We start from the raw sequence: 12,735 nt of genomic DNA on the forward strand, positions 1-12,735 counted from the left end.
TTCATTGAAAATGCCTCTATACTACTACCGCGCTCCGCTTGCTGGCCTCATCTTTGGTGTTGAAGTCGTAAGACTTCAACACCAAAGATGAGGTATATGTTCTCCCATAAACATTTTACTCTAACTTTTACGTATCATGATTTAACTCTACTTAAACTAAAGATTTTTACCAATTAAAATACTGTTGACAACGTTTTCACTTCATACTATACTAGCTAGTAAGTTAATACATTTGTGAAGAGAACACGAGACTCACTTTTTTTCTTTGTATTTAATTCAAAGAGGGTTAAGTGAGTCTCTTTTTGTTTTTCTTTAAAAAAGAGTAGCAAGGGGTGATATATAAGTAGTTGAATTGTCCTACATAACCAAAGAGCAATATCCTATAAATTTTTTTATCGGGGGTAAATAATTTGAGAAAGTTTAAACATCCAGTTGTATGGGTCATTATTTCGTTACTATTGATTTCGATAGGTAGTATAGCTGCTTATCAATTTAACAGTTCAAATGGGAAGGTTGATGTTTCTCGTATCTATTTTGATACACCTAGAGGAGAGCTTTCCGGACTCCTTTACATGCCTGAAGGTGCGAATAAAGAACCACGGCCTACCTTAATTGCTACACATGGATATTTGAATTCTGCCGAAATGCAGGATGCACAGGCTATTGAAATGTCGAAACGCGGATATGTCGTTTTAGCATTGGACCAATATGACCATGGACACTCAACAGGTACTATGGAAAAGCCCGTACCATTTTTCTCATTCTGGCCATATGCTATTTATGATGCAGTTCAGTATATGTATGAACAAGACTATGTATTAAAAGATGAAGCTGGTAATGGTGTAATCGCTGTTTCTGGCCATTCCATGGGTGGCTTCTCTTCCACTAACGCAGTTGTACTTGACGAACTCGATTTCCAAGAAAGTGGAATAAGAAAGATTCATAGTTCCTTAACCATGGGATCGGACTACCAGTGGTTATTAGCACTAGGCTATACACAAGAAGATATTAATAACGCGTATGGTCCTAGATATTCTGGTAAGATTGCTGGAAATTATGATGAATTCTTCTTTGATGAAGGTGCAAGAACGACTGGTAAAACAGTAGTTCAAAAGAATTATATCGGTACAGAAGAGGGACAAGGTTTCTTAGGAAATCCCGAAAACCCAGAAGTTGGTAAGCTATATGAAGTGGATGGTGGTGTACGAGTAATCTACCAACCGAATGAAACCCATCCATGGAATCATTTTTCCAAAACATCTACAGCATATGCCATTGATTTTTACAGTACAGCATTTGCTGATTATAGTAATTTAGTTTCTGTTGATGAAAACGGCCAGACTTGGATTTACAAAGAGTACTTCGAGTTTATTGCTTTAATCGGATTTTTCCTACTCTTTATTCCAATTATCCTATTAATCTCGAAGCTTCCATTCTTTAAGGCTATCTATACGAAAAAACCAGAACCATTACCAGAGCCTAAAACAACTGGTTCTAAATTAGCTCGCTTTATTTTATTATTGGTTGGAGGATTATTCCCTGCATTATTCTTCTCTGCCCTTTATGGTTCAAGTGCAAATGAAGCATTCTATGGAATGAGATTACTAAGACAAATTAGTTTAGTAATAGTAGTAGCATCCGCTATTTTCTTAATTTATTCCATAGCGAAGAAATCGAATAAATCGATTCGATCTGTTTCATTTATTATGTTAATGTTAAGTGTCATTCAATACTTCTATTTAAAAAATCAAGAAACCTTTATTGCTACAACACAGTTATTTGGAGCACCAACTACCAACCCGGTACTCTATTGGGCTATTAATGTAGCCATTGTCATGTTGATGATTATGGTTGGCTATCATTATATTGCCAAAAAGCCTGAAGGGGCAACTATCGCCAACTATGGTGTGAAAGCAAATATCAAATCCGTTATTGCATCCTTATTAACTGCTATTATAGCTGTCGTGATTGGTTATGCTATTCTGTATGCCATCGACGCCATGTTCAAAACGGACTTCCGATTATGGACATTAGCAGTAAAAACCTTTGAAATGCAACATATTATAGCATTATTAAAATATGCACCATTATTCTTTATCTACTATTTCATTAGTGGAATTTCAGTAAATATAAATACTACTGGTGAACGTTATGAAGGAATAAAGGGGTATATTATTTCCATCCTACATTATGTTGGCGGATTAATTCTTTACTTAATCTATCAATACGGTGTCCTATTTACTACTGGAACAGCAGGCTACCCTGAGCAAGCATTATCATCCATTATTGTGATTGGACTTGTACCTGTTTTAGCTGTAGCAGCTATCTTTAATCGTTTCCTTTATAGAAAAACTGGAAATGTCTATGTAGCTGCATTCTTGAACACCATTCTAATGACATTAATCACGTTAGCGAATACTGCGCTTTATACTATTCTTTAAGAATAGATCAACTAACAGTAAAGCTGAGGTAAGGAATTATTCCTGGCCTCAGCTTTTTTTCTACATTTTAATAAAAACCAGAGAACCACATGAATCTCATACTTGGTTCTCTGGTTATTTATGTCACTACAATATGATGATAATGGGATTATGAAGAGAATTACTTATGAAAGCTAATCTCCTGTAAATCATGCTGTGCTTTATCATTAATTATAAAGTCGTTGAACAGGTAGAAGTTTGGTGTAGTAAAATACGTAGAGCCTGTAGGAACATATAACCTCTCCCATACGCTAGTAAGCATAACCTGTTTATTGATATACATTTCCCTCTTTGTATTTTCTACGTTAGAAATGAATTGGAGATGCTCCTTGCTATTGTGACAACCAATGATCATATTTCGGTCAACACTTATATCATTTTCATCTTTCCCAGCCACTACTTTCATCCAATTTCCAGCCTTATCCTGTAGATTTACCCAGTTATTTGCCATTACTGCATCTGGTTTAACAAATGCGATGGACTGCCATGCTTTGTCATGGAATAACTTTCCTGTATGTTGTTCGATTTCGGACACATGGCATAAAATTGGTGCACCTGGAAGTAGAAGGAAATATTGATGCATGGTAAGTCCTTTATATTCCTTATTTTGTTCTACGATGGTCGATAACTTGATACCTTGCCATTCATTCCCTTTATTGTCTACAAGCTTAGCAAAGTCCGCTTTGGTTGTTTCCTTGGATAGGGAATAAGGCCTAATCGATGTTAACCTACTAGAAATCCCACCAGCCCAAGGATTCCACCATAAATTTGGTTGCAGCTTAGGGAAAGAAGAATCTAACCATTCATGACCTTTATAAGTTAAAGAATGCAGTGCAGGGAAAAATTCTGGAGTAGCCTTTATTTCCACTACGCCATTATTTACTCTCCAGCTATCCATTCCATATACATTTTCAATCTCCTGTAGACATTCACCTTTCCCATGTGAAATAACAAGCGTTTCCAGATCTTGAATAGTCGCATCTAAACTAGCTTTTACCTTCACAGTCGAGATAGATGGTATATCATTTGCTGATAATTCAGCAATCCATTCCGTCTTCTTCTCTTTGCGATCGATTTTTCCTACCACCAATTCCTCTTGATTCAGATGCGAAAGTGATATTTCTCCATGAAGGTAATTGGATTTGTAATCTGTCACTTTTGCATAACCCTTTCCTCCTTGAAGAAAAGGATTATTGTTTTGTAAAGATAGTCTTACATGATTAACTGGCTTTACCTTTTTACTAAAGCTAGCTTTATTCGCATAAGCTCGGAAACTTTCGATATCATGAAAAGCGCCAAGGGAGAAAACGACTGGTTTCGTTACAAGAGAACTTCTAGGACCGATTTTCCCTAGATCATGCTCAAAATAATGGAACCAAGAATCAAAATGGATTTTACTAGTTGAGTCCCAGCAAATGCCAAGAGGATCTGATCCTTCTTTTGCAAATATCCAATTCTCCGTGATGTGTGTATCTTTCCAATACTCATATGAATTACCAATGGAGTCAGTCATTTCAACCATTTCACCTTGATAAGGAATAACCGCCTTCTCTAATCCAAAGTAGATGGGCTGATTTACAAAGATAGACTCCGCAGTTTCTACCTCTCTCTTATTCTCAACCTCATAATAATTTTCTACCAGTCCCTCGCTGGATAGCTTGAGGATAAGATGTAGCGTAATAGAAGGAAATGCTGCTATCTCATAGGATATTTTTGCACCGATAGTCCCATTCTCATCCATAAATTGTATCTGATTGTATTTTGCTTTAGCCATTTCTTCAGAATAAGGCTTCCCTAGCTTCGGTGTCATTACTTGAATACTACTCTCCTGCTTTTTCCTTCCCATATCAATAGTATTATCTTTTTTGTTCAATACTGCAAAGTACTGTCCGTTGTATAAATGAACCATTTCTTCATCAATACCAAAGAATTTCGCACCAATTCCTCTTATCGGAATACCAATGAATCTTGAAAATTCAACTATTTCCCCATTCTCTTTAATAGCTTTAATTGGCAATGCCGCTTCATAAAAACCATAGCCCGTTACGATAAATGGTACAGGTACAGATTTTCTTTCCTTTGGATTCATTTCTAATTGTATTTTTTCCGCTTTGATTTCCATAATTGGTGAATCTGGAAATGTTACCTCAAAATGAATTTTTTCAGAGTAGTTATTTACTATATCTAAATAAAATATGTTTTCATTTCCTAAGAAAGCTATATCCTCTTGATAATGTGCCGTAACTTGAGCAGGATATTTGGGTAAAATACCTAGCTTAAAGGTAGCCTCTTTACCATTAATTCTAATTTTTGTCTTTACAGATGGATGTGTTCGAAGAGAATTCTGTTCTTCCTCGATGGGATGAATATAAAAGTTTTCGACAACCTCAATCTCGTCCGTAACATTAATGGACTTTTCTATAGAATACTCAATATTTTTGTCGTTTTCACCTTTTAATTCAACCTGCAGGGCTTTAGCCGATTTGTTTTTAATCGTGTATTGAATAGGATAATGGTTTCCGAATACTAATTGGTGCTCCGGTATTGTTGCTGCAATATAATAATCATCTGTTTCGATTAATCGGATTCCTCTTCCTGTTCGCTCAAACTCCATCCGAAGTGTTTGATTTTCTTTTTTCCATGCATACTCATAATAATGGAATTCATTCTCCACTCTACCATCTGGCTTCACTTCAATTTCCCTTGTACTAATATCGTACCAATTAGCATCCTTAAAGAAATCCGCTACTGCTTCAGTATGTAATACCGTGGGCATGAAGTTCATTAAATGTGTCGTATCATCCCGCTCTTCCCAGAAAAAGCCACATCTCTTATATAAGGGAACTGCCTTCGTATTCCCTGGCCATGTGTACAAATCTAGCCTAGGCCACTTTAAATGGATTGCTTCCTCCAAAGCAGTTAAGAGCAGTTGCTTGCCAATCTTTTTACCGTGATAGTCATCTCGTACATTTAAAAGTGGAATATACAATGCCCCTTCATCATCACGATATTCACTAAACCCACAATACCCCACAACCTTATCACCCTCTAGAGCTAGGAACGTGTGGATATTGGTTGAATTTCGCTCACGGAGTAAAACCGATTCTTCCGTATCTACAGTATTTGCACCACCCCATCCGTCACGACTATGGTTCCACATTTCTGCAACTCTAGCAGCATAGCTTTCATCATATTTTACGATTTTGATATCCATGCATTCATCTCCTTTTTCATTTAAACCCTACATCTCCCACACCTATAACTTTTCTCCCCAAAGAAAAAGAACCACTCAGACGAGAATGGTTCTTATATATTGACTCCCGATAAGGGTATACCGCGACATAATAAAAACCATAGAATGCTTCATACATCCTATGGTAGAAATTTACAGAAAAGTTCGGATAAAGGTCTAACGTACCATGTAGGTTGTATGTAGCAAGTTATTTTGTTGAGTTAAGGCAATATATACTTTAATCATGTTATACAACCCCCCTTTAAGAATTCTGAATGTTTATTACTCCATTAGTATACAGAAAATTCGTTACTATGTAAACCCTATTTTTTCCAATACCATCCTCTCTATCATTCTATATCTTCTGCTTGATAAAACAAAATACCCACCCTGTTAAACGCAAACAGAAGCTATTGCGTTAAATTAATACATAAAGCCTAATCTAATGACCATACTAATGGTATGAATCATACGGTTATCACCGATTAACGTTACTAAAGAATACACCATAGAGGTTTGAAACGATGATCAAACGTAGGCGGCATACCAAAAAGAAGAAAGACCTTCCATTCATTGAAAAACATGTAGAGGAATATCCACAAAGAATTAGTAAAAATCTATATGAAAATAGGCACCTAGTGCTAACGATACTGGGTAATAGCTCTGACATCATTACACGTGAAATAGATCTTACATTTCCCCACCAAACAAAAGCGATGATTATTTTCATGGATGAATTAGTGGATAAAGAGACTGTTCAACATTATCTGTTAGATCCTATCATTAATCACTTACATCGTAATGAGATAGTTGATGACCTAAATGAAGCAGCCACTATATATAAACACATAATGAAATCTATCACATCTGCAGAATTAACGGAAATAGACACCATTAATCAATTACTGGACCATTTACTTACTGGAGATACAATCCTTCTAGTTGATGGTTTCGAACTAGGAATAGCAGTAGGTTCTAAAGGGGGAAGTGAGCGTAGTGTAGAGCCTCCAACAACTCAGCAGGTTGTTCGAGGACCAAAAGATTCCTTTACAGAAAGCATTAGCGTCAACACTGCTTTATTACGTAAACGAATAAAGGACCCAAATTTTTGGCTTGAATCATCCACTCATGGTAGAAAAACAAAAACGAAAGTAGTGATTGCCTATATACATGGCATTGTTACACCAGGCATTGTCGAAGAGGTTAAAGCTAGATTAGAGAAAATCGACATTGATTCAATTCTTGAAAGTGGTTATATCGAAGAACTGATACAGGATGAAACATATACTCCCTTCCCCACTATTCTAAATAGCGAAAGACCTGATACGATATGTGCAGGATTATTAGAGGGTAGAGTTGCAATCCTGGTTGATGGTACACCTTTTGTTCTTTTAGTCCCGGCGCTTTTTGTGGATTTCTTTAAATCAAGTGAGGATTACTACCAAAGAAGTGATATAGCCAGTTTAATTCGAATCATACGGTATATTTCTTTTTTTCTTGCTTTACTTACACCATCTGTCTATATTGCTTTAACCACATTTCACCAAGAAATGATACCAACAACATTACTTGTTAGCTTAGCTGCACAACGGGAAGGGATACCCTTTCCAGCTTTAATTGAGGCACTCATCATGGAATTAACCTTTGAATTATTAAGAGAAGCCGGTGTTCGATTACCTTCCACGGTAGGGTCTGCAATATCAATCGTTGGAGCACTCGTTATCGGTCAAGCCGCCGTTGATGCAGGGATCGTCTCTGCTACTATGGTTATCGTGGTTTCTTTAACGGCTATTAGTAGTTTCGTCTTTCCAAATTATAATTTAGCCATTAGTGTCCGGATGCTACGATTTCTATTCATGATATTAGCAGCGACATTTGGATTATTCGGTATATTTATCGGGTTATTATTATTGACGCTACACTTAACTAGTTTGAGATCTTTTGGCATCCCTTATTTATCACCATTTGCACCATATATTTCTTCCGATCAACAGGATGCCATCATTCTGCTTCCGAAATGGAAACAGCTATTCCGATCTCGATTAGTGAATCAACAAAATATAACACGTGCAAAGCCAAGAAAGCCAAAACCTCCTCAAAACAGATAGTTTACGGTAAATTTTTTGAAGAGAGGGAACATCATGAAGTACATCAAACAGTGGTTAATTTTTTCTATTATCCTACTCTTACTTTCTGGTTGCTGGAGTGCACAGGAATTAACAGATATTACACTTGCAACAGCAATGGCAATTGATAAAGATGAACAGGGATATAAGATAACGTTACAAGTATTAAACCCTAAGGAAATAGCTGGCGACCAAATGACTCAAAGCTCTACCATTACGACCTACTCTACTGTTGGCACAACAATTATGGAGGGGTTTAGAGGTTTAACACAAGTGCTACCGCGAAAAGTTAACTTAAGTCATCTACAACTACTTGTGTATGGTGAAGAAATGGCTTATGACGGCATTGGAAAAACTTTAGATGTTCTAGTCCGAGATCATGAAATCAGAACAGATTTTACTATTGCTATTGCACAAGGATTGGAAGGGGCAGAGTTAATTAGTATTTTAACCCCCCTAGAAGAGATTCCAGCCATCAAGGTAAAATCGAACATCGAGTCCTCTGAAAACTTTTGGGCACCTACAAAATCAGTTCATTTAGACGAATTAATCCAATCCATTTCTACTGAAGGGAAGGAAGCAATATTAACCGGTTTATATATTATAGGTGATGTTGAAAGTGGTGCCTCTATGAAAACTAGACAACAATCTGGCAATCCTACCATGATATACCTAGATGGTATTGGTGTTTTTCGAGGCGAGAAGCTACAAGGTTGGTTAAATGAAAACGAAAGCAAGGGATTCAACTATATAACGAACAATGTTAGTAATACGGTTGGCTGGGTCCCGTGTGACAACGGTGGTACGATATCCGTAGAGGTAACGGATGCCAACACCGACATGAAGGCATCGTTCGTTAACAGTAAACCATCGATTGATATTACGGTTGAAATTAAAGGAAATATTGGGGATGTAGAGTGTTCTATCGATATAACCGATCAACGTTCCATTGAAGAAGTCCAGAAAAAGCTTGAACAAAAGACGGCTGAATTTATTGAAGCAAGTGTTACCAAAGCCCAAGAATTTCAAAGTGATATTTATGGTTTTGGTAATGCAATAAAACGATCTAATCCTAAAGAATGGGAAAAGATAAAGGATGATTGGAATACGCTCTTTCAAGATCTGGAAGTCAATGTACAAGTGCAAGTTGATATAAAGAAATCTGGTATGGTTACCAAATCTATCTATGACACAATTAAAAGAAAAACAGAGAAAGTGGACTAAACATGATAAAAGCTTCTTTATTTGCAGTTATAGGTGCGTTTTTATTCTACATGGAGATAAAAGGACTCCTAAAGAAGACAAAGAAGAAAAAAGAAATACTAGTCTTCGTTTTCTTAATGAGTCTTTCGATTATCTTACTTTCTTTACACTTTCTAGATGTAAAGCTTCTTTATGTTGTAGAAGTGGCTGATTTCATAACGAAGCCGATCACGGAACCTCTAAAGAATTGGTTAGCAACATTTCAGCAACCATAACTTTCTAATGGGAGGAATAACGTTGACAGAGAAGCTAGATGGCAAACAATATACTGTACTGGTCATTATGAATACACTCGGCGCATCCATTATTTTCATTCCTAGTATTGCAACTATTTATGGGAAAGAGAATGGTTGGATTACATTGGTGCTTTCCATAATAGTGGGTTCCGTTATTATTCTACTCTATAACCAAGTCATTAAAGTGTTAGATGGAAAAGCCTTCTTTCCTGCCATCGAATCACTATTAGGTAAATGGTTCGGAACTATAATGATTCTGTTATTTACTGGTTTTGTTTTTGTTAATTCCTCGGCAAATCTATGGTCTATCAGTGACTTTGTGTCCTTACAAATCCTAATGGGTACACCATTTGAAGCAATATCATTTATGATTATCATCACGACATTAATTGCTATTAAATATGGCATTGAGGTTATTGGAAGAACCGCGGAGCTTTTTTTTCCTTTTACGATGATTAGTGCTATCTTGTTGACCTTACTCGTCTTGAAAGATGCAGATATAACCAATATCCAACCCATTTTTCAGCTTAACAGAACTGCTACCATAGTAGGTATCATTCCCATTTTGTCTATCACTTTTTTAGAATTAGTCATCTTAATTGGTATATCAAGTTTTGTCAACCAACAAAAAAGCGCACGAAAAGCATTATTAGCGGGTGGGATTACAAGTGGATTGATTCTTCTTATCATTACATTTGCATGTATCGCCGTATTAGGGGTGGGAGGAACCATACATTATACCTATCCAATTTATGCCTTAGGGCAAAGGATTAGCATTTTCCATTTTTTTGAGCGAGTAGAAATCCTTGTTGCGTTTATTTGGTTCTTTACCATTTTTATAAAGCTTTGTGTGTCTTTTTATGTATTAGCAAATGGGGTCAGTCATTTATTTAAAATGAAACATTATAAAGCCCTTTCCGTTCCATTAGCCTTTCTATTGTTTTTGGGTTCTATGCTATTAGTACGGAATACACTTGAAGCTCATACATTTATCAATGGTTCTTACAGTGTTTTATCTATAACCATTGGATTTCTATTTCCTATTATTATCCTTCTTGCCCATTACATCAAGAAGGTATAATGGAGTGAAACCATAAGAAATTCTTATTTCTCAACTAAAAACGTACGACCCTCTGAGTGTTAACACATCGTCAACACTCTTTTTCTTTACAAAATGATGTTATTAGAGGAAGGATTTCAAACTACTTCATGTAAGGAATAGGTTGTTGTAAACGCTAAACTAAAGTAGTCAGTTTTTGCTCAATAAAAATGAACACTTTTCGGTAAAAAATAATTCTCCGTAGTATGATAGATTTACAATCTATCAACTGGAGGAACAAAGGTGGAAAAGTGGAAAGTGTACATGGAAATTTATCAAATGAAGCAACAAGGGTTTAAGATTAGAAGAATTGCAAGGAAATTAGGTATTTCTCGAACCACGGTTTATAAGTATCTTGAGGAGTCACCAGAAGAGATGTCTGAGTGGATGGCATCCACTCGTAGTAGAAAACGTAAGTTGGATCAATACGAGTTATTGATTCATACATGGTTAAGTGAACATCCCGATCTCTCCGGAGCTCAAGTTCATGATTGGCTAAAGGAACGATACCCAGACCTTTCGGTCGGAGAAAGTACGGTTCGAAGCTATGTAAAGGAACTGAGAGAGAAATATGATATTCGAAAGGTTGTCTTACCACGTTCTTATGAAGCCATTCCTGAATTACCGATGGGAAAACAGGTACAGATTGATTTTGGTCAATCGAAACAAAAGACAGTAGATGGTAAAACTAAAAAAATATTTGTCATTTGTTTTGTTCTTTCCCATTCACGTTATAAATATGCAGAGTGGTTGGACCGTCCATTTACAACACGGGATGTCATTCGTGCTCATGAACATGCCTTTGAATATTTTGGTGGGATCCCTGAAGAAATGGTTTATGATCAAGATGCTTTAATTGTCGTCAGTGAAAACGGTGGAGATCTTATTCTGACTGAGGAATTTCAAAGATACCATAGACAAAGACGGTTCCAACTCTATGTCTGTCGAAAAGCTGACCCAGAAAGTAAAGGGAAAGTGGAGAATAGTGTTAAGTTTATTAAGCAAAACTTTGCCAAAAACCGTGTATTCCGAAACATTGATCAATGGAATGAGCAGTGTTGGTTCTGGCTTGAAAGGACTGGCAATGGCAAAGTACATAACACCATAAAAAAGAAACCGGCTGACGTGTTCTCCATCGAAAAGAAACACCTTAAGCCGATTACTAAGAAAATAATTATTTCACCTATTGATTCAAGTATAGCAAGAGTCGTGCGTAAGGACAACACTATTTTATATGAGTCCAACCGTTATTCGGTCCCATTAGGCACTTATGATAAACACAATAGTGTGTATGTGATTGTGACAGATGATCAGATTTTTACAAGAATTCTCATATATCCTAACTATTACTCTACTTTTTACTCTAATTTTCTATATTCTTGATTTTATTATTAAAATATTAGTATTATGATATTTAAGAAAGTTAAAAATAGGAGGGTTATAATGTTTAAGAAAAGAAAAGTCTTCTTTTTCTTGGTAGGATTAATTTCCTTTTTTGTTATCGCTGGAATATTTTTGATAATTAATAGTATTAGGGATTTTAGTCCACTGGAAGAATATATTGAGGAGGATTTAAAAACTGAAGTCGGAACAAACAATGATTTAATGATAGACACAGCAAATTGGTTGGTAGCGAAATACATAGATATTTCTAATAGGCAGGCGATAGATGAAATAAATGCGATTTTTTATGACCTGGACTATGGAGTGAGGGCAATTAAGCGTTCTCCAATAAATTCTAATTTATCGGATATAGAAATTGACTTTTCTAATCAAAAAATAACCGAAGAAAGCACGAATGGGTATACTATACAATCTAATTTAGATGTTAAAGGAACAACAAAAGAAGAAAGAAGAAACATCTATTGTTAAATTTATAGTCAATATTCAAGTGCTTACTCAGAATAATGACTATAAAATTGGAGATATAAACATTCAATATATTGGAAAATAATTAAGGTTGCAAAGTATAACCCACTAAGAGCATTTAACAGGTAATAAAACATGATATCTATGAGATAAGTCTTCTAGGAAAGGTAGAGAAAATTCTACCATTTGAATACAGTAGATTTATCTCTCTTTTTTTCTCCCCTCATTGATATAGGGATGAAGACTCGGAGAAAAATCCTTGTGCCAACAAAAAAATTTGTTTTATCTTAATCTTTTATACACTTGAATGAATTTCATAATTCTTAGCCCTTGTGTATCAAGGGGTTTAAGAGATAAAAAAAGAAGTACCTCCCCAAATCTTGTATAATGGTAGTTGACCACAAACCATAAAAAGACTGGAGGAGTACTT

At 35.9% G+C, this 12,735-nt stretch carries 8 protein-coding genes; 7 read left to right on the forward strand and 1 reads right to left on the reverse strand.

The window, feature by feature from the left end; all coding sequences use genetic code 11:
- Positions 1-410 precede the first annotated feature (410 nt).
- Complete coding sequence (locus tag AAIB49_RS18225) at positions 411-2,441, forward strand: alpha/beta fold hydrolase (protein WP_339214061.1); 2,031 nt, start codon at positions 411-413, stop codon at positions 2,439-2,441.
- A 160-nt stretch (positions 2,442-2,601) separates the two neighbouring features.
- On the opposite strand, the gene AAIB49_RS18230 is transcribed toward AAIB49_RS18225, so the two are convergent.
- Positions 2,602-5,694 (reverse strand): GNAT family N-acetyltransferase, encoded by a 3,093-nt coding sequence (locus tag AAIB49_RS18230; protein WP_343458866.1) that lies wholly within the window; start codon positions 5,692-5,694, stop codon positions 2,602-2,604.
- A gap of 542 nt (positions 5,695-6,236) precedes the next feature.
- Between AAIB49_RS18230 and AAIB49_RS18235 the strand changes: the two genes are divergently transcribed.
- The 6 genes from AAIB49_RS18235 to AAIB49_RS18260 all read left to right on the forward strand — a co-directional run bounded on the left by AAIB49_RS18235 (position 6,237) and on the right by AAIB49_RS18260 (position 12,308).
- Positions 6,237-7,820 carry a spore germination protein gene (locus AAIB49_RS18235; RefSeq protein ID WP_343458867.1) on the forward strand — a complete coding sequence of 528 codons (1,584 nt, stop codon included), beginning with the start codon at positions 6,237-6,239 and terminating at the stop codon, positions 7,818-7,820.
- Between the two features lie 33 nt (positions 7,821-7,853).
- Positions 7,854-9,062: a Ger(x)C family spore germination protein gene (locus AAIB49_RS18240; protein WP_343458868.1), complete on the forward strand. Its 1,209-nt coding sequence runs from the start codon at positions 7,854-7,856 to the stop codon at positions 9,060-9,062.
- Positions 9,063-9,064: 2 nt separating this feature from the next.
- Complete coding sequence (locus AAIB49_RS18245) at positions 9,065-9,316, forward strand: hypothetical protein (protein ID WP_343458869.1); 252 nt, start codon at positions 9,065-9,067, stop codon at positions 9,314-9,316.
- A gap of 22 nt (positions 9,317-9,338) precedes the next feature.
- On the forward strand, positions 9,339-10,418 hold the full coding sequence (locus AAIB49_RS18250; RefSeq protein ID WP_343458870.1) for a GerAB/ArcD/ProY family transporter: 1,080 nt from the start codon (positions 9,339-9,341) through the stop codon (positions 10,416-10,418).
- 261 nt (positions 10,419-10,679) lie between these two features.
- Complete coding sequence (gene istA / locus AAIB49_RS18255; RefSeq protein WP_343458871.1) at positions 10,680-11,819, forward strand: IS21 family transposase; 1,140 nt, start codon at positions 10,680-10,682, stop codon at positions 11,817-11,819.
- Positions 11,820-11,879: 60 nt separating this feature from the next.
- The gene (locus tag AAIB49_RS18260) at positions 11,880-12,308 is read left to right on the forward strand and encodes a hypothetical protein (RefSeq protein ID WP_343458872.1); all 429 of its coding nucleotides are present in this window, start codon (positions 11,880-11,882) and stop codon (positions 12,306-12,308) included.
- Positions 12,309-12,735: the final 427 nt, after the last annotated feature.

The organism is Ornithinibacillus proteolyticus (assembly GCF_039581225.1).
Classification (GTDB): domain Bacteria; phylum Bacillota; class Bacilli; order Bacillales; family Amphibacillaceae; genus Ornithinibacillus; species Ornithinibacillus massiliensis.